Raw genomic sequence first — 21,182 nt, 5'->3', positions numbered from 1 at the left:
TGAAGATGAGAATACTAAAAATCATTCATGGATATCCCCCTCATTATAATGCAGGCTCTGAAGTTTATAGCCAAATGTTATGTCATGGTTTAGCGAAAAATAATGAAGTTCATGTTCTCACTCGAGAAGAAAACCCGTTTGCCGAAGATTTCACTTGGAACATAACACAAGATAATCATCACCCGTCTATTACATTACACAAAATCAATATCCCCCTCGAAAAATACCGCTACCGTTATCAGCACCCATACTTAGATAAGCGAGTAGAATCATTTATTGATAGGATAAAACCTCAGATAGTTCACATTGGACACCTCAATCACCTATCCACTTCATTAGTCGATATTATCGCGAAAAAAAATATTCCGATGGTTTATACGCTACATGATTATTGGTTAATGTGCCCACGTGGGCAATTTATACAACGTAATCCTGATGTTGACTCTCCCCTATGGTCACTTTGTGACGGACAAAAAAATAAAAAGTGCGCAACATACTGTTATTCCGGTTATTTCTCAGGAAATAAAAATGAAAATAGTATTGATATTGCGTATTGGACTAATTGGGTAAAGCGGCGTATGCATCAGATGTATCAGGTTGCAGAAAAAATAAAATACTTTATTGCCCCTTCCTTCTATTTATACCATCGATATATAACCGATTTTGGGCTGCCGCCTCATAAAATGATTTATTTAGATTATGGTTTTGATTTAGATAGACTTAGCCGTCGTCAACGTCTCTCTAAAGAGGATTTTACTTTTGGTTATATCGGCACCCATATTCCAGCTAAAGGGATCCAGCTATTAATTCAAGCGTTTTCTAGGTTGGGAGATAACTGTCGATTACGCATTTGGGGAAGGCCTAGACCGCAAAATACAGCAGGATTACACGTAATCGCCGCAAAACTGCCTTCTCAAGTTCAATCTCGTATTGAGTGGTTACCCGAATACTCTAACGAAAAAATCATTAAGACCGTTTTTAATCATGTAGATTGTATCGTTGTTCCTTCGATATGGGTAGAAAATTCACCTTTGGTGATCCACGAAGCATTGCAAGCCCGAATTCCTGTCATTACCGCCAACATAGGCGGCATGGCTGAATATGTCCATCATGAGATTAACGGACTCTTGTTTGAACATCGAAATGAAAAAAGCTTATCTGAGCAAATGCAACGTTTAGTTAATCATCCCTCATGGGCAAAAAAGTTAGGCCTACGGGGTTATATCCAATCGCCGGACGGTAATATTCCGAGTCAAAAAGATCACGTTGCAGAAATAGAGAAAATCTACAAATCACTACTTTAAAATAGTGACATCTATTGAGGAAATTAAAATGAAACTCGGACCATGGCGTATTACCTTCGATACTAACCCTGATGATTGTAATTTAAAATGCATCATGTGTGAAGATCATTCCCCTTATAGTCTCACTCAGCCTAATAGGATAAAGGCAGGTATACCTAAAAGGCGGATGGATATTGATTTAATCAGAAAGATTCTTGCTGATTCCCAAGGAACTCCATTACGAGAAATAATCCCTTCAACCATGGGAGAACCCTTAATTTATCAACACTTTGATGAAATTATTGCATTGTGCCATAAATATAAAATTAAACTTAACTTAACGACTAATGGAACTTTTCCACGAAAGGGCGTTGAAACCTGGGCTAGGGAACTTATTCCTGTTACATCGGATGTAAAAATATCCTGGAATGGCGCAAGTAAAAACGTACAAGAAAAAATTATGTTAGGAAGCCGGTGGGAAAAAGTCTTAAATAATTTAAAGAAATTTATCATTATCCGCAATGATTATGCAGAAAAGGGCGGAAATTATTGTCAAATCACTTTACAGATGACTTTTCTCGAAACCAATGTACAAGAATTAGCGAACATCGTGCAACTAGGTATCGATATGGGTGTTGATCGTATTAAAGGTCATCATTTATGGGCGCATTTTAAAGAAATTAAATCGTTGTCAATGCGACGAAATGAAGAGGCTATTTCTCGCTGGAATCAAGCGGTTATGCAAGCCAGAACACTCGCTAATACTCATCGATTACCGAATGGTAATTTTATCAAATTAGTGAATATGGACTTACTCGATAAATCGGCTCACCAGGATTTATCGCCTGGTGGGGTATGCCCTTTTTTGGGACAAGAAGCTTGGGTCGCAACTGATGGACAATTTAATCCCTGTTGTGCACCCGATAAAGAACGGCGTCAATTAGGTAACTTTGGGAATCTGAAAAATCAAACCCTTACGAATATTTGGCAAAGTCAATCATATGAAGATCTTAAGAAAAACTATATGCAATACGCGGTATGTAAAGGATGTAACATGAGGAAACCGATCAATTTTTGATGACAAAAATACCCTAAGGAACGTTTATGGACTTGATAAATTGGCAAAAAACGCAAATTTCTCCGTGCGGAACGTTCCATTTGTTGGGGAATATTCCCATCTATTCGTCTCGCTTTAATAAAATTATGAAATACCATGAACCAGGGTTAGCCGCTGTTGAAGATGAATCAGGCGCTTATCATATCAATATTCATGGCTTGCCTAACTATACTCGCCGTTTTTTAGAAACATATGGTTTTTATGAGCGACTTGCTGCCGTTAGAGATAAATCCGGCTGGTTTCATATTAAACCTGATGGGAAGGAATGTTATCCCGCTCGTTATTTATGGTGTGGTAATTTTCAAGAAGGCTTATGTCCAGTCAGAGATAAAAAAAATCATTATTTTCATATTAATCATCACGGAGAAAAAGCTTATAAAGAAATGTACACTTATGTCGGTGATTTTAAAGATGGCGTGGCTGTTATCTGTAACAAAGCGGGATTACATACTCATATCGATAAGCAAGGAAAATTACTTCATCGAAACTGGTTTTTAGGATTAGATATCTTTCATAAGGGCCAAGCTAGAGCAAAAGATAAACAAGGGTGGTATCACGTCGATAAATCAGGCCAGTCACTTTATCCGCAGCGATATGCTCAAGTCGAACCATTCTACAATGGTGTGGCTCATGTGGAAACTTTTTTAGGCGAGTTATTAACCATTGATACTCGCGGTCAAAAAATTATTCAATTACGGCCGGCCAGTCAAAAAATTTGGCAAAAAATTTCAGGGAAAATGGTAGGATTTTGGCAGACAGAGACACTGGCTCTCACCGCTCGTTTGCAACTATTGGATGGTTTACCGGGCACAACAGAAGAGATAGCTAAAAAAATAGGATTACCGTCTAAACATCTCGGAAGATTATTACGCGCCTTATGGGAATTAGATTTTGTAAAAAATGAAACAGGGTTATGGCAATTAACAGAAAATGGAAAGGATTTTGTTCCACATAAAGATAATTTTTTATCATCTGCTGCAATTATGTGGTCTGATGTTTATAGGATAGCTTGGAAAAATTTAGCTAAAATTATTAGTGAGGGGAGAGACAACCCTCATACTTTATTTAAAGTCAGCGCATCAAATGAAAATAGAGAAAGGTATCATCATGCAATTGATGGATACGCCAGAGAAGATTTTTCAGTTTTACTAACGTTGATTGATTGGCAGCAACATCAACAAGTTATTGGTATAGGCAGAAGTGCAAAGGGATTGCTAGAACGAGCCTTAACGACGTACAAACACTTACAGGCATTATTATTAGGCGAGGATTATATTTTTCACCCTATTTCTATCAATTCTTCGCTTAAGTTTCGATATCATTTACAATCACATGTGTTATCTCATCCCTGGCCAAAAATGGCAGATGCTATTTTACTGCCTAGAGTCCTACATTATTGGCCTGACAAACAGGCTATTTCTATTTTACAGAAAGCCCACGATGCCTTATTACCTAATGGGAAAATTTATTTAACAGAGATGCTTATTGACGAAAAAAGACCTGAAGGGGCTTTGCTTGATCTCAATATGCTAGCGGAAAGTGGCGGAAAATTAAGGACGTTAAGTCAGTGGAAAATATTATTAGAGAAATCCTCATTATCTATGCTGCAACACCTAAAAATTAGCGATACGGCGGACCTCTTAGTGTTAAAAAACAACCTTAAAGGAAAATCCCGCAATGCAATCAAAAAGAAGCATTTTTGAAGAGACAGGCATCGTTGTATTAAATAATGCGGTAAATCGTGAGTTAGTTTTATTAATAAATAAAACCGTGACCTTTTGGATAAACACCTATGCAAAGGAATTAGCCTGCGATATTGGAGACTATTTAAAGTCAGTTAGTCGATGGGCACATCCTTGTCTAATGACAGAACAATTCTATCCGTCGATAGAAACTCCGTTGATGGATATTGCAAGGGCATTTATCGGGGGCTCAGTTAGACTACATAAAATAAATATTATCAGTAAATCCGCTTACGCAGATTTACCCGTACCTTGCCATCAGGATATTTCTTATTCCCGAGAAGATCCTTATGAGTTTTCTTTATGGTTGGCTTTACAGGATGTCAATCTTTCTGACGGGGTCCTTGAATTTTTACCATATAGTCAAAAAGATAAAATTGAACCCGCAGTGGATTTTTGGTCTCCTGAGTTTATAGATCACAAACACCAATCCGCTAAATGGCAAAAAAACTTAATCAAGGTACCTGTAAAAATGGGGGATGTGATTGCATTTGATTCAAGAATTTGGCACCGTAGTGCGAAAAACACCTCAGGCCAAAATCGATTTGCATTGGTTACACGTTGGAGTCGAAGTAATCATCCATTATCCCTTGATATACCGGAAAGAATCCCCGCCTATTTTGGGATGTGGACATGTGCAAAAGTGACAGAATCACTGTTAAAAAAAGGACTAGAAAAATTGTCACAGCAAGCTGTAGATGCTGATTTTGCGACGATTATTAAATTGTGGCAAAAACAATTAACTTACCAGAAAAAGCTCCCCTTTAATATCGATACCCCCCAAACCCAAAAAGCCCTAGCAGGGGTCTCTATTCTTCATTACGCTGCCACCTATCACAATGGAGGAGACGCCCAAGGTAAAGTCTATGCACATTTATGGTATAGCCTTTTAAGACCAATAAATCAATGGCTCAATACGGACGGATAAAAAATCCTATTTTAGGAGGATAAGGGTAATACCATGCAGTTAAGTAAAGAATTAACATTCTTATTAAACCAAGAAGCGGATTGGCGTAATAATACGATAAACTTAAACGCCTCAGAAAATTATACCAGCCCAATGATTAAAAAAATCATCGGCTTACATCCGAGTTATGATTTTTATGATTTTCCCCCTTCTGGAGGGGTCATTGTAGGCCCATGGTCCTTTTCTAATACGATTTACCTTCAAAATATCACAAACCATATTAATCAATTGAGTGAGAGTTTATTATCCTGTCCTACTTTAGATACCCGCGCTAAAGGAGGGCAAGCAGCCGAAATAGCTGTATTAACCGGATTGGGAGATAGTAACGACCACGTTTTTTACGTACAAGAAAAAGATGGAGGACATTTTGGATTAAATTTTATCTGTAAAAAAATAGGAATTGTATTAACGCCAATTTGTTTTGATAAGCAAAAATATCAAATAGATGTCGATAATACAATAAAAATCATGCGGAAAGTTTGGAAAAAGAAGCCTTCCAAAAAATTAATTATCCTAAGTCAAAGCTTTATTTTATGCCAACAACCCCTCAAGTATTTCGTGGAAAGGGTAAAAAACAGCTTTTCTGATACCGTGATCACTTATGATATTTCCCACACCTTAGGCCTTATTGTTGGTAAACAATTAATCAATCCAATCACACAAGGTGTGGATATCATCCATGGAAGTACCCATAAGACTTTTCCTGGTCCACAAAAAGGCATCATAGGATTTCCTATCTCATGCAATGAAAATATCAAAAAAAATATAAACCACGCCTTATCCCCAGGGTTGCAATCTAACTGCGGGACATCAGAGGTATTAGCATTAGCGGCTACTTTAGAAGAAATGAAACTGTATGGAAAAGACTATGCTCAAACAACTTGCCTACATGCAAAATATTTAGCGAATCTATTAGATTCATCCGGTTTAAGTGTTGCAGGAAAACAATTTGGGTTTACAGAAACCCATCAAGTATGGGTTACCATTGGTACTGAACAACAGGCATGGCAAGCCTGTGCTAAGCTGCACAATGCAGGAATACGTGTCTACCCTGCCAGTTTACCTTTTGTTAATAGTTGGGGGCTAAGATTAGGCACAAATGCAATGACGCGTTTAGGTTTTTCAACAAATGAAATTAAAAAAGTGGGTCAATGGATGGTAGATATTCTACTTAATAACGTGGAGCCGGAAAAGGTATTCAAAGACGTTCAAAGTCTTATGCAAGAGTTTTCTATAAAAGATGTTCACTTTACCTTTAAAAGTTAACTGGGTATGCAGTATACTCATTAACTATGTTTATCTAAGAAACGTTGAATAGCAGAACTGACCGTGTAAATATTATTTTGAGTGATGCCTTGGTGAACAATCGCTCTAACTTTCTTATCATTTAACGCTAATAAACGGATCCCTTTTTTAATCAGAGCATTAACAAGCTGATACGCTGTACGTGAAGTGCCATATAACTGAAAAATAACAATGTTAGTTTCTATGTCTTCAGGATTGATCTCAATATGTGAATGTCCTGCTAATGACATCGCCAGCAATTTAGCATTTTCGTGATCATCAGCTAAACGTTCTATATTATTATCCAATGCATAAAGGCAACCAGCGGCTAAAATACCGACCTGATGCATTGTGCCTCCCTGTTGAAATTTGTAGTACCAAGCCTTATCAATAAAATCTTTGCTTCCACACAATACGGCTCCCATTGGAGCACCGAGTCCTTTTGAAAAATCTACCCAAACAGAATCCGTGTAACGACAGAACTCTTGGGCAGAGATCGTTGAAGAGACAACCGCATTAAATAATCGTGCACCATCCATATGAACCGCCATCCCATGTTTTTGAGCAACCTGGTGAATAACGCATAAGCTTGATACAGGCCAAACAGCGCCCCCACCTAGATTAGTGGTTTGTTCAATAGAAACCACGCGTTCGCGAGGAATGTTATAGCCTTTTAGTTTGCCAATAGCTAACTCTAATTGTCGTACACTAAAAATACCTTTATCACATTCAATACCTATTGGTGTTGCACTTACTAATCCCGCTGGCAACCCTGATACCAAGTTAGCCGCATGAGCATACTGGTCAAAGAAAATCCGATCACCTGCGCGGTCACACCATACACGGTAGGCTACCCCATTAGACATAGTGCCAGATGGCATAAAAACACCGGCTTCCTTACCCAATAAATGACACACGCGCTCTATTAAAAGATTAACCGTAGGGTCTTCCCCCGCAACTTCATTACCTACCTCTGCCCTATACATGGCTTTTCTCATTGCCGATGTAGGACCAAAGTTAGTATCGCTGAAAAGATCAATTTTCATTTCTACCCCTCGATAATATTAAATCAGAGAATTGACATTGGTTAATATTTTTTTGTATTGAAGTCAGTGCCCCCTCAATTAATCTGTGAGGTAGATATTTATCATTATAGAATTATTGTGCCCGTCCCTTTTGAAATTGTATATAAATTCTTTTTTATTGTCGGCGTATCTTTTTATAGCTAGTCGACATTATTTTGATTACAAAAATATATGTTTTATCCAATATAAATTTACTGATATAGAGCAATTTATTGTAATCATTTTAAAGTCGCCTAGCTATAAAAAACCGATTTCAAACAAAAATACTGATGATGTTGGCTCTACGTAACATCTCTTATAATTGTGTCCAGTCTTCGATTCTTAACCCCTCAAATCTTTCAAACTCTCTAGTGTTGTTTGTTACTACAACAAGCCCTTTGCTTCTGGCATGAGCGGCTATATGTAAGTCATTGTCACAAATGGGTTTTCCTTTTTTTCAAGATTAGCCTTTATATCACCGTAATGAAATGCAGCTTGTTCGTCATAAGGTAAAACGGTTAATCGAGAAACAAAGTCATTAACTGTTGCTAAATTTTTAACAGAGTTCATACTTTTTTCAGCACCAAAAATTAGCTCTGCAAACGTTATCGCAGATATAGCCAGTTGATTAGTATGTTGATTGAATTTAGGCAATAGCGATACGGGTTTCCGTTTAATCGTAAATATAACGATATTTGTATCGAGTAAATATTTAATCAAAGGATTCTCTTTCGCTTGTTATCTGTTCAGTTCTGTTTGATAAAAAATCATCCGTTACAGACTGCTCTGATAAGAAAAAACTATCCCATGCGTTTTGTACAGGAGAAATGATGCGTTCTTTACCCTTCACTCGAACAATAACGTCTTTAACATCATCAGGAAAACGTGTGTCTGCTGGCAGTCGAACATTTTGAGTTCGATTGCTCATAAAAACTTTACCTTGCTGGATCATAGTTCACATCCTCCTAATGTTTGCTATATGGCATCAGTGTATAGCAAGCATTAAGATACACGCAAGAGCAGACAAACGATAGAATATTTTTTCATACAGCCCCCCTTAATTAAGTATTAGCTCTATTTTTTTCTGCACTTTATTAGCCCAATTTTCGGAGTTACCGCAATCGTTTTCTGCACCCACTAGCCGTAACACCCTGCTGTAAACACTCGTACCGACCATGTGCTTGACGCTGTTCAGATATCCATAGAGTGCGTCAGTCACAATTACATCGTCTGGACTCAGGGTTTGACCGCATACCCGACTGCGGATCTGAATGATGTCGTTTACTACGCTCATACATTCAGGGCAGCTTTGCTTGTAGGCGGTCAAATCCTTGTAGGTATACCCCTTTGTACCTTGTTTTTGTGAATAGTCTTCTACAGTTGCTGACCCGATGCCAGCGCAAAGGGGAATGAAAAGCAGAATTAATTTTGTCTTTTTCATTTTCATGTGAATTAATTGGTCTTTGTGGCGTTCAAATAACGAATGTCTTCTTCAATCTGCTGTTCGGCAGTATCTAATACCTTTTCCAGTTCTTCTGGCGTTTTGGCTTGCAATACATCCTGCATTTTTTCTTCCAGCAACATGTGTAATGGTCAACAAATTCTGTAGAAGATCTAAGCGGCATTCTTTAGTTCATGATATTTTTGATGTGGCGTTAAATAACCAATCGTTGAATGGCGTCGATAATAATTATAAAACTGAATGTAATTTTCAACTTCATAGACAACAGATTGATGATTCATAAACGATAAATGGTTAAGCTTTTCTGTCTTTAAACTCCTAAAAAATCTTTCCATCACGGCATTATCGAGGCAATTACCTCGCCGACTCATGCTTTGAGTTATTTTCCGTTCAAAGAGGTGCGCCCTAAACTCCTCCGATGAATATTGGCAACCTTGATCTGAATGGAACATCAAACTTGTCGTATCCGGTAATTGCCGTTCAATGGCGTTATCTAAGGCTTCTTTCACTAATTTCGTATCCGGTTTTGTTGATAAGGCATAACCAATAACTTCTTTGGTGGCTAAATCTAACACGCAAGCTAAATAGCTCCACCCATAGTGATATCTAATATACGTGATATCACCGACATAATAGTGATTATGCTGTTGAGGGGAAAATTGTCGTTTAAGCAAATTAGGGGCATATCGATGTTCGTTACCCGATGAGGGATAGTAATGCTTTTTCGTTGGTCTAATTGCAACTAATTGATTTAATTTCATGATGTTTGATATTTTATAAGTGCCAATCTGGCACCCTAAACCCTTTAACTCAGCTTGGATACGTCTTTTGCCATAAGTTTGGCCCGATGTATAAAAAATACGTTTGATTTCGCCACACAGCCTTTCATTTTCAACTGTCGGTATTTTCGTTTCATAATAAAAACTACTACTGCTTACTTCAAAAAGATGGCATAACTCAGTGACCGTAAAATTGGGGTACATAATTTTCATTTGCTTCACGATTTTGAGTTTTGATTGTCGAGGATGAAGTAAGCCGCGGCTTTTTTAATATGTCATTATCCCTCTGAGCACGCTTAAGTTTTGCTTCTAATTCTTGTATGCGCTGTTGCTCGGGCGTTAACGCTTTTGATTTTACAGGCGTATTCCCATTCAACTCGGCAAGATATTGTTGCTTCCAGCGCGATACGGCAGATTTACCCGCACCGGATATTTTTTCAACTTGGATATTGCTATATCCACCTTCAACCATGAGTTTTGCATATTCCAGTTTTTGCTTTGCGCTAAAGGTCACTTTTACTTTTCGTGGCATGTTTATACCTATAAGATTTTGCTTAATTATAAGCTATAAATCTCTACAGTTTTATTAGACCACTACAGATGAATTTGCACAGAGTCCAAACCGCAAAATACTATTACCAAAAGCTGACGGTACTACAGGTACAATGGAAGTAACGTGTAGAGAGGCTATGAAAGCTATTAAATCTTTGGTGACAAGGGAGAAAAATTCGTTAGCAGACGGAATAATGAATGTTCGTAACTCCTATAATAGGAGATGTAATCAAAACGCTGTAACCTCGAAAGACCGATGTACACCTGCCTTTGCCGAAGATAGTATGCAAAAAACATTACTGTTTTACAGTAATTCGGGAACTGACTTACGACAATTCCAAACAATGTTGTTGATGTACCCGTATATGGTGAATATGCCGAGTACGGTGAATGAAAACGCCTATCACTATTATGCTGCGGTTGCCAAGAATCAATCGCAAATACAACAATCGTTTAAGTGGGCTTCTGAGGGATCGAGTTTCTTAATTTGGGTACAGTATCTTCAATCATTTGTGCAAGCTGCGGTGTACGGATTAGTACCGTTTGTGGCGTTTGCGCTGGCGTTTGGAATGATGGGGATAGGCTTAACCTTAAAATACATTTTGGTTTTGCTGTGGGTTCAAACGTGGCAACCGCTAATGGCAATTATGAACGCCATTTTACTGACGAAAACCCAATCCGATTTATCCGTGTTGTCGTCTGGCATAAACACATTCAATGACCTATATCATATCTTGGATGTGACGCAAAAAAATATCGCTCTAGCAGGGCATCTGATGGCTTCTGTACCTGTATTGGGGGCTTTCGTTGTCTTTGGCTCGTCCTATGCGTTTATGGGGCTGACAAGTGGCTTATCATCCACAAGCGCACCAGACTCAGCACCTTTAGCTCCAGCAGCTACCGATGCAGCACCAATTAACACCACGTCTTCTCTATCATCACATTCAGCCTTTAATGCTGTATCAGCCATGACAGGGACAGACCAAACAGGACCGAGTTTAAATATTGGCAAGACACTATCATCCAATCTTCAATCATCAAGACAAAGACTCGAAAATGCACAAAAACAGTTTAATGCGGTAAGTGGCAGTAACGTAAATGTCGGCACGGGATTATCAGAAACAGGTGGTATAAACCAAGGTTCTAATTTTACTTTGGGTGATACTCATACACACAATCAGGATGTGGGAGTTACAAAACTAGAGTCTGGCGGGGCGGAACATAATAAAACATTGTCAACAAACTCAACTGGAACAATCTCTGCATCTGTGGGGGGGCAAGTTTCGACATCAACACCGAACAAAGGCGGTGGCGGGAAATATCCTGTCTCAGGCTCAATTGCGAGTGCAGTGAGCATAGGTAGTTCTGTAGCAAATTCAAAAACTGATGCAACAAAAATTAACACGGGAGATCAAATATCTAAGAAAACAGGAGATAGTTTAGTTAATGCGAATCAACTATCTGCTTCTCTATCCGATGGTTATCAATATAATAAACAAGGTCAAGTCAGTGGTTCGCATTCAAGAACCAATGGTTATCAGGACGCACTTACAGAATTACAATCAGCACAAAAAGCCTACAATGAAGCAGTCTCACTCAATAATTCTATTGGTACACAACAAACCTTTAAGCCTTCTCAAGTGGCTTATTTGGCAGAAAATAATCAAGATACACTCACCAGTATTGATAATAAAAACTTGGGAAATCAAGAATACCAAAAATCGAAACAGCAATATGCACAACAGTTGTCAACCGCAATGAGTCGTTCAGACGCAGAACAAGCAGCGATTCTGTATGCAGCTAATGACAATGGTACTTTAGCTCCTTATGCAAATGATTTGTTTGGTCCTAGTGTCAATACCGAAGGTTTGTCTTCATCAAAAGTACAAGAAAACGCAAATCTTGCAAACGGAGTAGAAGGAGAAGTTAACAGGGGAATACCAGCGCGTGTAGCAGACGTAAATAATAATGGTTCTTCCATAGACCAAAAAGGCATAAATCAAAAAGATTTTGCTAAAAATGAAACCGACCTATATTACGGGAGTCTAACTCAACAACACTTTGAAAATTTGAAAGATAAATTCTCTCCAGCAGAAGAACACGGTCAAACCGCAATGTTTTATTCCGACCGAAATGCGAAAAGTGCAGAAGCACTAACACATTCTACTGTAAATACCTCTGAATCACTCACGCAGCTTGGAACAGGCATTACGAATGGAATGAAAAATATTACGGGAGATTACGAAAACATTAAAGCAACCGATCAACATGAATTGAGCAAAATAACAGACCGTTCAGTAGTAGGCTCAAGCCTCACACAAGAACAGGCTCGAAATATAGGCAATTCCTTTGCAGAGTTTGGAGCAGTAGCAAAAAATGCAGGAGGCATTCAAACAATAAACGATCAAGCGAGTCGTTTTATGAAAGTGTATAGAGAGAATGGGGGAACAGGTACTGATGCACAAGTGTACACTGCCTTAAATCAGACTCAAAGATCAATGCGTCTAGGCGATGGAATGGCTACATTCAATCACGCTTCAAATGCGCTTGTCGGTGGCAGCGGGGATAAAATACCTCACAATTCAGATCAAAGAACCATATCAGGTATAGATATAACCCCTTATGCTGTACAGGGATGGCGTAGTTTTATAGATAAAAATTGACATCCTACCCGCCCCAAAGAGGCTGTCGCAAAAGAGGTAATATCATGTTTTTAATGATTTAAATGTTTTGATTTTAAAGAAAAAATTAAATTATTTTTATTATAAATCCCTCTTTTTCGACAGACTCTGAAGGACAGGGATTTACGGCGCACAGGGTAAATGCAGCAAAAAAAAGTCTGTAAAGAATTTTGTGTAAATGGCTCCATCGATTAATCCATCAGTGCATTAATCTCAGTATCAGACAGCCCCGTCGATATTTTGACAATCGCCCGATCAACGCCGTTGGCTAAAAGTTGGCGTGCTATGGTTCTGGCGGATTCTTGCCTACCTTTTTGTTCGCCAAGCTGAATACCTTCTTCACGGCCTTTCAAGATACCTTTTTCTATACCTTGCTTCTCGCCCTCTTGCCGTAGCTGCTCTGCAATGGTCATTACCACCTCCCGATAATCAGTCGCTTTCTCCGCAATCTGATACAAAAATTGCTTTGCATCAGAAGTATTTCCTCGTTCTACAATATAACATATCAATCCTCGAAATAGCTCAGGCTCCAATACCCACTGATTGAGCAAGGACGCTATCTCCTGACTTAATTCTAGCATATCACGGGTGCGGATATGCTTCATCACAAGCTCCATCAGCGCAACATGCCGATGCGTGACAATCTCCTCGTCAGGGATAACCGTCACGTCAACCAGTGGGAACGTCTGCATATAGACAGACTTTGCCAGTTCTGGATCACCAAAGCAATCCAACCATTGGGTGCTGTAGGGATACGGCGAGGTTTTACCCTGATAAAACAGCAACGGTATTAACACGGGTAAGGTGTCATTGCCCTGCTCAAGATGGCGCTGCATGGCGGCAACCGCATATCTTAGAAGCCTGAACGCCATCATCTTTTCCGGTCTGCTCTGATGCTCCAATAAACAATAGATGTAACCCCGTCCCGTTGTCGTTTGCACAGAATAGAGCATATCCGAGCACTGGCTACGCAGGTCTGGCTCAATAAAGCTGCCGGACTCCATCGCCAGTGTACTAAAATCACACAATTGACGAAGTTTTTCAGGTAAATGAATTTTCAGAAAGTCCCTTGCAATCGTGATATCACCGAGGAATTTCTTAAACAGGCTGTCGTGGTGGGATAGTTTACTCAATTTCTAGCCCTTTTTTCTGCCAGTGATTTTTTTAACTTATAAATTTCCCGCTTACCTTTTTCCCGTTGCTGCTCATCTTCTTCCTGTTCTGGCGTTAAATTACGGTTATTAAAAATCACCATATCCGCTTTAGCATCGTAACGAATACTGTAATCTGGCAAGTCATTCGCTTTAGCCAAATTCTTCAACATTCTTTTAAATTCTGCTTTATTCGCAGTGCTTCCTGTTTTCAAATGCAGTTTTTCAAGAGATATGGTAAACTCCCCTTGGTTGCCACAATGCTTGCGGACTATCTCATAAATTCGTCGATCTACCGCCTTTCTAATGCGGAAGTAATCGGGGCTTATTTTCAAAACTTTTTTCTTATGCAATGCCTTATACAGCCAATCAGGTAAGGTTATCTCTACCATACCAATATCCAACTTGCCTTTTTTTTCTTCAACTATATGCCAGCTATCGATAAGACCAAAACCTGTTGATTCCTGTTTATCATCAGAATAGGTAATATTTGTTGTAATTCTTGTCCCTGATAGCCTATCCAATGCTTTTTCTAACTCTTGATAAGTTCTACCGCTAATTGTCCTATTAGTTGTGACAAAAAAATCATAAGGAGTGAAACAGACAGTCCTACTGATTGGCTCGTTGTTATTCAGAGCATCCTGCAATTTAGATATCGCATATATCCAAACATCCTTATCAAAAACAGTCGCTATACCTGCCGAGTGAGGTTTTATGGTAAGGCTAACATTTCCTTGTCGATATTCCCGATCATTCGTATCACCCCCTTTAAGGGCAAAAAACGGATGCTCCATACTCGCCATCTCATCGCGAAAGGTGGAAAGTTCTACCTCATCGGCGATAAAAAAATCTATCTCATGCTTACGGGGACGTAACGTTCTCAAGTTGCTTACTCTCGGTTTGTCAGTATGATCGGCCATAGCCTCAACTCCTATCTACGCTAGGGGTAGTGGTTAGAGCCTGTTCGGTGTTGCTGCACATAACAGGCTAGTAAATTCAATAACTTAATAATTTTCGATCTGTGATTTACACATATTCTTAAGCATCAAAAAACGGGATAAATCGAACGAGCAATAATGATGAAATCAATAAACGATAGAAAATCACTGTGATTCACACATATAATACTGTGATTTAAACATAAGTCAATAGATACACTCTCCTTTTTCTCTGTGGATAGCTCACCATAGCTACTGTGATTTACACATAAAAATACTGTGATTTACACATCAGGTACTGTGATCTACACATAAAATACTGTGATTTACACATAGCTAGGCGAAAAAAAATCTTATTTATTATATCCTTGCGTCCGTTTTTTTCCCTCTAACTTGTTTTAACTTATACATAACTAGTCTTTTAACCGAGTTTCACCCCCTTGAACCTGTGGATAACTTCACTTCCAGAAGACCTGCCAATGGCAGATTTTTACTCTTTCCTGATAAAACGCTCCCTGCCAATCTCAGACATCAGTGTGAACGTGCTTCAATCAGCATTGGGTGATCTTCCGCTTCCTCGCTTTTGCTGTTCGTTCCTCGTCGCTACGCGCCTGCGGTACGCCTCAGCAAAAGACTGCGGCGAGCAACTGTCTTGAAGACAAATTCTTATGTCATAAAACCTTTACAGCTTTAATCGAAAGACAACAGAGTGACAGAGCCTTTTTTACCATTAGTGAAATTCCGCTTCCTCGTCTGTTCGCTCGCGGTGCTCGGTCACTTCCTGCGGCGAGCGGGGCGATTTATCAGGCTGTGATCTTATCTGTTCAAACAGGATAAGCCTCGTTACCGTTTTCTGTCAGTTATAAATCATTTTTATCAACGACGTGAGTGTACACAATCCCGTCTATCCAGTTATTTCATGATTTCAGCCCTGACTAACAGTAGAAGCGTTTTTATCGACAATATCATTGTTCCATAATGTTCCATCTCTTATCATCGCATTAAGAATGGTTAATAGTTTTCTCATGCAAGCAACAATCGCCACCTTCTTAGGTTTCCCTGCCTGAACTAATCGAGTGTAAAATGCCTTGATAACCTGATTAAAACGGGTGGCCACTAATGTCGCCATGTACAAGGTGGTACGCGCCCTCCGCCGACCACCTTGAATGGTTCTTTTTCCTCGCATGCGACCTGAATCACGGTTCATAGGCGAAACACCAACCAATGCACTAATTTCCCTACGAGATAATTTTCCTAATTCAGGAACTTCAGCTAGCAAGGTCGCTACACTTACAGGTCCAATACCCTTAACGCTATTTAACAACTCTGCACCTGCTTTGAAGTTTTTTTGGATATACTGAGCCATCTCATCGGTGATATGCTCAAGTTCCTTGTTTAGAGCTTTAACGATAGTGTTAATACTTTTTTGAGTTTGAGAGTGACTTCTGGACAACCGATTACGTTCGGCAACCAGCATTTCAACCAATTGGCGCCTTCGCGTGACCATGGCAGCTAGCATGAGTTCTTCAGTCTTAGGAAGAGGACGAATAAAACGTTCACGCTCTGGATGCCGGTCGACAACATCACCCAACTGGGCTAACATCTGTGCATCGATACGATCCGTTTTTGCTAGACACCCCATGGTGCGAGCGAAAGCACGGGCCTGACGAGGATTAATGACCACCACGCTCAATCCAGCAGCTTGCAGAGCACAAGCAGCAGCAGCCACAAAACCTCCTGTAGCTTCCATTATGACCAACGTGATCGGATGCTTGGCTAATTCAGCCAATAGCAGATCAAAACCTTTAGAATCGTTAGAAACTCTGAACGGTGATTTAGTCTGACCTATCGCTATATCCAAGGTCGCTTTAGACACATCAACACCAACAGTGACCTGAGGGTGAATTGGATTTGGCTGACTCATATTTACCCTTCCTTGCAGATACGAAGTGGATTCAAACAACTGTTCGGGCTTTAGATGAGAGGCTCGGTACATGCGCTATTTGCTCGCCGACGGGCTTTAATCCCTTGGGTGGAGACGTGCTGCATGACCGCGCCAAATCTAACCACAAAACGATATTACTAAATTTCCTAGATACAAGCGGTGAGAGTTACAAGAACTTATTCTTTTTCGATTTAGATGCTTATCAGGGCATAGAGGTATGAAAATCCCTAATAGTGCAAAATACATAACCTATAAATCAAATTTAAGCCCCCTAGAAAGCCTGTAGTGGCCTTTTCTCCGTTTTAAACAGGCAAAGAAGACATTGGAAGTGTAAAAGACCGCTAAAGGGGCTTAGGTGAGATTTTAAAAGACATAAGGTCATCCGTGCATTGATTAAAGAAAATCCCGACCAACCATTGACTTTACGACCATTTGGTCATATAATGTTTTTATTCTCTTTAAGGGATAAATCAAACTGTAAAACAACGCCACGATTTTGAGTTTTGATTGTCGAGGATGAAGTAAGCCGCGGCTTTTTTTAATATGTCATTATCCCTCTGAGCACGCTTAAGTTTTGCTTCTAATTCTTGTATGCGCTGTTGCTCGGGCGTTAACGCTTTTGATTTTACAGGCGTATTCCCATTCAACTCGGCAAGATATTGTTGCTTCCAGCGCGATACGGCAGATTTACCCGCACCGGATATTTTTTCAACTTGGATATTGCTATATCCACCTTCAACCATGAGTTTTGCATATTCCAGTTTTTGCTTTGCGCTAAAGGTCACTTTTACTTTTCGTGGCATGTTTATACCTATAAGATTTTGCTTAATTATAAGCTATAAATCTCTACAGTTTTATTAGACCACTACACCCGAAAAACCAGAATAGACAAAAGCCCCTCAAGGGGCATCCTGTTAGCAGCGTCAGTTAAACCCGTAAATTTCATCACCGATTGCCTGTCCATGCCACTTTTGAGCATTTGTTTTGCAATCTCAACGATAAATATCTTTTCTGTGACCAATATCTATTATTAGAATAATTGATTCTTTATCTTGAATATTTACCACAATTCGATAATTCCCGACCCGATAACGCCATAAACCTTTTTTTTCTCCATTTAAAGATTTTCCATAAATTCTTGGGTTTTTGGTATTAATCAGGTTTTTATTTATCCAGGATAAAATAAATAATTGGTCTGATTTACTGATTCCTTTTAAAGTTTTTACAATATTTTTATGATATTTAACTGTGTACATCATCAAGACCTAAATCAGAGATTAGCTCATCATGATTAATAACATCATCATCAGTCATTTCTTTCATGATTTTATTTGCGCGCTGATAAAGCTTGATATCAATTTCATTTTCAATACGTTCAAGCGCTGACTGTCTTAACAGATTTGAAACAGAAATACCGTTAAAATCCGCAAAATCTTTCAGCAATTCTTTATCTTGTTTGGATATTCTAATGGTTAAATTTTCCATTTGCTCACCTATAATGTAATTGCATTGCAAATACATTATAGGTTAGTGATAACATTTAAGTCAATGACTCGTAGTGACTGCTCCCCACCCTATCGGGCAAGGCTTCCCACTTCGTAGGCCGCAACCGACTGTAGTGGTGACCAGGAAATGTTGCAATCTATCAAAATCATCGAAAAATTTACACCATTACCAAAGAAAGTGGATGTTTTACGTAAACGAACGGTAGACAGTGAAGATGAATCAACGGTTACGGTTACCACTGCCCACAGAGCAAAGCAACTGTCTTGAACAGTATATTTATGGAGCAACGTTATGATACGACTCATCCCATTCTTGGTTCTTTCTGAGAATCGCATTCAGGATAGTCAGCAGTTTGCGCATACAGGCAACCAGCGCCACTTTTTTGGCTTTTCCTGCTGCAACCAGCCGTGTGTAAAATGCTTTTATCACCGGATTGAAACGAGTTGCAACCAGTGCAGCCATGTACAAAGAGGTTCGAACTCCGGCCCGACCGCCAAAAATGGTTCGTCGGCCACGCATGGTTCCCGAGTCTCTATTAACAGGAGCTACCCCAACCAGCGCACTGATCTCCCTGCGCGAGAGTTTCCCTAACTCAGGGACTTCTGCCAGCAATGTAGCAGCAGTCATCATACCAATGCCTTTGATAGTACTTAGCCGCTCTGCAAGCTCGTTGAAATGATCAGTAATATGCTTATGCATATCCTCGTCAATCCGTTTAAGTTCATTTTCTAGTGCATTGATGATGTTACTGATGCTTTTTCTGTTTTGCGGGTGAGATGGATGCATCCGGTTTCTTTCAGCTACAAGCATTGCAATCAGCTGGCGTCTGCGCACCACCATAGCAGCAAGAATCTGACGCTCTGCATCAGGAATAGCCTGGATAAAACGTGACCGCTCAGGATGGCGGTTAATGACATCAGCCATCTGAGCTAAAACTCTGGCATCTATTCTATCAGTCTTTGCCAGATAGCCCATGGATCGAGCAAAGTCTCTGGCTTGCCTGGGATTGATAACGGCAACATCAAAACCTTCAGCCTGAAGAGCGCATGCAATCGCTGCCTCGAGACCACCTGTAGCTTCCATCAGAATCAAGGCTATGTTGTTCTTTTTCAGTTGATAAATGATGGTATCGAACCCGTCAGGGTTATTGCTGACTCTGAACTGCTCAATGTTATTGGTGCCTGCAATATCCAATGAAGCTTTAGAAACATCAATTCCTACACAAATTGGATTTAGCTGACTCATATTACCCATCCTTGCAAATACGTTATGAATTACGGACAACTGTTCGGGTTTCAGATGAGTGGCTAAGTGTATGCATCATTCGCTTTGCTACGGGCTATAAACCCCAGGGACAATCGGATTACATACACCTTGCCAAATCTAATCGCTATTATTATAACCAAATTTCAAGATACAAGTTACCGTCTTGAAAGTCAACCTTAAAAACTAAAAATAACCCATGAATTTAATTCTATAATTTTAGGTTAATTCCGCTTCCTCGCCCGTTCGCTTGCTCTCGGACTCCGGTGAGCGGATAGAGTTAGCTTAGAGGAGGTTTTGTCGCTTAAAGCCAAAACTGGGTTTGCGTTATCATCCGTAAATTGATTTTAAGCCACCTAGGAAGCCCGTAGCACCATTTTCTCTATCTAAGACATCCAAAGTGCCACCTAAAATCTAAGATGGCTCAAACTCGATTTTATGAATTCAAAGTTGGGCTTGAGTAGTTTTGGTCATAAGCTAGACCCGTTTTCAATACTCCATAGCACAGGTGAACTAATTTCCTCATTGCTGCACCTAGAGCTGACATTTTTGACTTACCTCTTGTTAATAGACGATCATACAATGACTTAATATGTCGGTTATGGCGTATTGCTGTTAGAGCTGATAAATATAATTTAGCGCGAATTTCAGATGGTCCTATTTTAGATAGATGGGCACGCCCGTTAACAGAGGTACCTGATCGGCGTTCTACAGGCACTAATCCTAAATAAGCAGCCGCCTGCTCAGCACTATTAAAATCATGACCGCGTAATACCATCAGCATATGACTTCCTACTTGAGTCCCAATTGATTTGATTGATGTCAGTAACTCCATGTCTTTTTTCAACTCAGGATGGTTATTGATATGCTTGGAAATCTCAGATTCAATAGCCAATAACTCTTTTTCTAATACTTTTATGCACTTAACAAGTGATTGCCTAACAACTTTTGGCGTAGGCGTTGTTAAGGTCTTTTCCTGACGGTTTTGTTCACGTAATAAATCAGCTAAAAGCGCTTCTCGACGTTTGATTAATGATTTCAATGCTCGAATTTCTAGTGATGGAGCTATCCATGCTGAAGGCTTTTTTAGCTCCCCATAACAAGCTAAAACGAAGGCATCCACTCTATCTGTTTTAGTTAAAATACCCATGCCTTTTGCAAACTCTCTTATACGATAAGGATTTACGATGGAAACATGAATACCCATATCATAAAGTTCGGTGCAGAGTTGTTCGTGATAAGTTCCTGTAGATTCAAGAGTAATTCTTACATCTTCGAGTAAGCATTTTTGTGTTTTCAGCCACTCTATCAATGTGTTAGCTGAATGTTGATCATTTTTAATGACTTTGTTTTTTTGTTTTCCCTCAATACCCTTAGCTAACAGGCAGATATCTAGCTTTTTTTTACTGACATCTATTCCGATTTGATACATGAGAATACTCCTTTCA

18 protein-coding genes and 2 pseudogenes are annotated in these 21,182 nt (G+C 39.4%); 7 read left to right on the top strand and 13 right to left on the bottom strand.

Features of this window, described 5'->3' with window-relative positions:
- Positions 1–5: 5 nt before the first annotated feature.
- Genes WH390_RS15250 through WH390_RS15230 form a run of 5 tightly spaced genes read left to right on the top strand, consistent with a single transcriptional unit; the run spans position 6 to position 6,375 of the window.
- A complete protein-coding gene (locus WH390_RS15250) occupies positions 6–1,304 on the top strand; it encodes a glycosyltransferase (RefSeq protein ID WP_395971255.1) in 1,299 nt (432 codons plus the stop codon).
- Positions 1,305–1,332: 28 nt separating this feature from the next.
- A complete protein-coding gene (locus WH390_RS15245; RefSeq protein WP_406850732.1) occupies positions 1,333–2,361 on the top strand; it encodes a radical SAM/SPASM domain-containing protein in 1,029 nt (342 codons plus the stop codon).
- 26 nt (positions 2,362–2,387) lie between these two features.
- Complete coding sequence (locus tag WH390_RS15240) at positions 2,388–4,103, top strand: methyltransferase (RefSeq protein WP_406850731.1); 1,716 nt, start codon at positions 2,388–2,390, stop codon at positions 4,101–4,103.
- The gene (locus WH390_RS15235; RefSeq protein WP_395971249.1) at positions 4,078–5,070 is read left to right on the top strand and encodes a phytanoyl-CoA dioxygenase family protein; all 993 of its coding nucleotides are present in this window, start codon (positions 4,078–4,080) and stop codon (positions 5,068–5,070) included. The genes WH390_RS15240 and WH390_RS15235 overlap by 26 nt, the downstream gene beginning before the upstream one ends.
- 33 nt (positions 5,071–5,103) lie before the next feature.
- The gene (locus WH390_RS15230; RefSeq protein ID WP_395971247.1) at positions 5,104–6,375 is read left to right on the top strand and encodes a hypothetical protein; all 1,272 of its coding nucleotides are present in this window, start codon (positions 5,104–5,106) and stop codon (positions 6,373–6,375) included.
- Positions 6,376–6,395: 20 nt separating this feature from the next.
- Here the strand turns inward: WH390_RS15230 and WH390_RS15225 are convergent, their stop codons facing one another.
- The 5 genes and pseudogenes from WH390_RS15225 to WH390_RS15205 all read right to left on the bottom strand — a co-directional run bounded on the left by WH390_RS15225 (position 6,396) and on the right by WH390_RS15205 (position 10,230).
- A complete protein-coding gene (locus WH390_RS15225) occupies positions 6,396–7,439 on the bottom strand; it encodes a threonine aldolase family protein (RefSeq protein ID WP_395971245.1) in 1,044 nt (347 codons plus the stop codon).
- A gap of 334 nt (positions 7,440–7,773) precedes the next feature.
- Positions 7,774–8,177 (bottom strand): annotated as a pseudogene (locus tag WH390_RS15220) (type II toxin-antitoxin system VapC family toxin).
- Positions 8,170–8,409, bottom strand: coding sequence for a type II toxin-antitoxin system VapB family antitoxin (gene vapB, locus WH390_RS15215; protein WP_026823397.1), 240 nt, complete (start codon positions 8,407–8,409; stop codon positions 8,170–8,172). Before vapB ends, WH390_RS15220 begins: the two are co-directional and overlap by 8 nt.
- 105 nt (positions 8,410–8,514) lie before the next feature.
- The gene (locus WH390_RS15210; RefSeq protein ID WP_406850730.1) at positions 8,515–8,904 is read right to left on the bottom strand and encodes a hypothetical protein; all 390 of its coding nucleotides are present in this window, start codon (positions 8,902–8,904) and stop codon (positions 8,515–8,517) included.
- 167 nt (positions 8,905–9,071) lie between these two features.
- Positions 9,072–10,230, bottom strand: a protein-coding gene (locus tag WH390_RS15205) for an IS3 family transposase (RefSeq protein WP_395971238.1) whose coding sequence is annotated in 2 segments (ribosomal slippage) — positions 9,072–9,957 and positions 9,956–10,230 — 1,161 coding nt in all. Because the reading frame shifts where the segments join, the coding sequence is not laid out codon by codon here.
- A 157-nt stretch (positions 10,231–10,387) separates the two neighbouring features.
- Here WH390_RS15205 and WH390_RS15200 point away from each other — a divergent pair.
- Positions 10,388–12,913, top strand: coding sequence for a conjugal transfer protein TraG N-terminal domain-containing protein (locus WH390_RS15200; RefSeq protein ID WP_395971236.1), 2,526 nt, complete (start codon positions 10,388–10,390; stop codon positions 12,911–12,913).
- A gap of 209 nt (positions 12,914–13,122) precedes the next feature.
- Here the strand turns inward: WH390_RS15200 and WH390_RS15195 are convergent, their stop codons facing one another.
- The 6 genes and pseudogenes from WH390_RS15195 to relB form a co-directional block, all read right to left on the bottom strand.
- Positions 13,123–14,064: an Rpn family recombination-promoting nuclease/putative transposase gene (locus WH390_RS15195; RefSeq protein WP_395971234.1), complete on the bottom strand. Its 942-nt coding sequence runs from the start codon at positions 14,062–14,064 to the stop codon at positions 13,123–13,125.
- On the bottom strand, positions 14,061–15,002 hold the full coding sequence (locus tag WH390_RS15190) for a replication initiator protein A (protein WP_395971448.1): 942 nt from the start codon (positions 15,000–15,002) through the stop codon (positions 14,061–14,063). Before WH390_RS15190 ends, WH390_RS15195 begins: the two co-directional genes overlap by 4 nt.
- Before the next feature lie 943 nt (positions 15,003–15,945).
- The gene (locus tag WH390_RS15185) at positions 15,946–16,944 is read right to left on the bottom strand and encodes an IS110 family transposase (RefSeq protein ID WP_395971452.1); all 999 of its coding nucleotides are present in this window, start codon (positions 16,942–16,944) and stop codon (positions 15,946–15,948) included.
- 510 nt (positions 16,945–17,454) lie between these two features.
- A pseudogene (locus tag WH390_RS15180) lies at positions 17,455–17,768 on the bottom strand (transposase); the annotation flags it as partial.
- A gap of 189 nt (positions 17,769–17,957) precedes the next feature.
- Positions 17,958–18,221 (bottom strand): type II toxin-antitoxin system RelE/ParE family toxin, encoded by a 264-nt coding sequence (locus WH390_RS15175; RefSeq protein WP_202962599.1) that lies wholly within the window; start codon positions 18,219–18,221, stop codon positions 17,958–17,960.
- Positions 18,208–18,450 carry a type II toxin-antitoxin system RelB family antitoxin gene (gene relB / locus WH390_RS15170; protein ID WP_026824132.1) on the bottom strand — a complete coding sequence of 81 codons (243 nt, stop codon included), beginning with the start codon at positions 18,448–18,450 and terminating at the stop codon, positions 18,208–18,210. The genes WH390_RS15175 and relB overlap by 14 nt, the downstream gene beginning before the upstream one ends.
- Before the next feature lie 147 nt (positions 18,451–18,597).
- Between relB and WH390_RS15165 the strand changes: the two genes are divergently transcribed.
- Positions 18,598–18,738 carry a hypothetical protein gene (locus WH390_RS15165; protein ID WP_395971455.1) on the top strand — a complete coding sequence of 47 codons (141 nt, stop codon included), beginning with the start codon at positions 18,598–18,600 and terminating at the stop codon, positions 18,736–18,738.
- Between the two features lie 9 nt (positions 18,739–18,747).
- Here WH390_RS15165 and WH390_RS15160 read toward each other — a convergent pair whose 3' ends face one another.
- Positions 18,748–19,716 carry an IS110 family transposase gene (locus WH390_RS15160; protein WP_032115191.1) on the bottom strand — a complete coding sequence of 323 codons (969 nt, stop codon included), beginning with the start codon at positions 19,714–19,716 and terminating at the stop codon, positions 18,748–18,750.
- Positions 19,717–20,170: 454 nt separating this feature from the next.
- Entirely contained in the window at positions 20,171–21,166 is a 996-nt protein-coding gene (locus tag WH390_RS15155) for an IS110 family transposase (protein ID WP_032114711.1), read from the bottom strand.
- Positions 21,167–21,182 lie beyond the last annotated feature (16 nt).

The organism is Candidatus Arsenophonus nilaparvatae (genome assembly GCF_045346035.1).
In the GTDB taxonomy this organism is placed as follows: Bacteria; Pseudomonadota; Gammaproteobacteria; order Enterobacterales; family Enterobacteriaceae; genus Arsenophonus; species Arsenophonus nilaparvatae.
Note: the sequence above shows the minus strand (reverse complement) of the source record. Positions and strands in the feature narration are given on the sequence as shown.

Excerpts from the sequence above, each read along its gene's own strand:
- WH390_RS15250 (WP_395971255.1), top strand. The coding sequence starts at position 6 with ATGAGAATACTAAAAATCATTCATGGATATCCCCCTCATTATAATGCA.
- WH390_RS15245 (WP_406850732.1), top strand. The coding sequence starts at position 1,333 with ATGAAACTCGGACCATGGCGTATTACCTTCGATACTAACCCTGATGAT.
- WH390_RS15240 (WP_406850731.1), top strand. The coding sequence starts at position 2,388 with ATGGACTTGATAAATTGGCAAAAAACGCAAATTTCTCCGTGCGGAACG.
- WH390_RS15235 (WP_395971249.1), top strand. The coding sequence starts at position 4,078 with ATGCAATCAAAAAGAAGCATTTTTGAAGAGACAGGCATCGTTGTATTA.
- WH390_RS15230 (WP_395971247.1), top strand. The coding sequence starts at position 5,104 with ATGCAGTTAAGTAAAGAATTAACATTCTTATTAAACCAAGAAGCGGAT.
- WH390_RS15225 (WP_395971245.1), bottom strand. The coding sequence starts at position 7,439 with ATGAAAATTGATCTTTTCAGCGATACTAACTTTGGTCCTACATCGGCA.
- vapB (WP_026823397.1), bottom strand. The coding sequence starts at position 8,409 with ATGATCCAGCAAGGTAAAGTTTTTATGAGCAATCGAACTCAAAATGTT.
- WH390_RS15210 (WP_406850730.1), bottom strand. The coding sequence starts at position 8,904 with ATGAAAATGAAAAAGACAAAATTAATTCTGCTTTTCATTCCCCTTTGC.
- WH390_RS15200 (WP_395971236.1), top strand. The coding sequence starts at position 10,388 with ATGAAAGCTATTAAATCTTTGGTGACAAGGGAGAAAAATTCGTTAGCA.
- WH390_RS15190 (WP_395971448.1), bottom strand. The coding sequence starts at position 15,002 with ATGGCCGATCATACTGACAAACCGAGAGTAAGCAACTTGAGAACGTTA.
- WH390_RS15185 (WP_395971452.1), bottom strand. The coding sequence starts at position 16,944 with ATGAGTCAGCCAAATCCAATTCACCCTCAGGTCACTGTTGGTGTTGAT.
- WH390_RS15175 (WP_202962599.1), bottom strand. The coding sequence starts at position 18,221 with ATGTACACAGTTAAATATCATAAAAATATTGTAAAAACTTTAAAAGGA.
- relB (WP_026824132.1), bottom strand. The coding sequence starts at position 18,450 with ATGGAAAATTTAACCATTAGAATATCCAAACAAGATAAAGAATTGCTG.
- WH390_RS15165 (WP_395971455.1), top strand. The coding sequence starts at position 18,598 with ATGTTGCAATCTATCAAAATCATCGAAAAATTTACACCATTACCAAAG.
- WH390_RS15160 (WP_032115191.1), bottom strand. The coding sequence starts at position 19,716 with ATGAGTCAGCTAAATCCAATTTGTGTAGGAATTGATGTTTCTAAAGCT.
- WH390_RS15155 (WP_032114711.1), bottom strand. The coding sequence starts at position 21,166 with ATGTATCAAATCGGAATAGATGTCAGTAAAAAAAAGCTAGATATCTGC.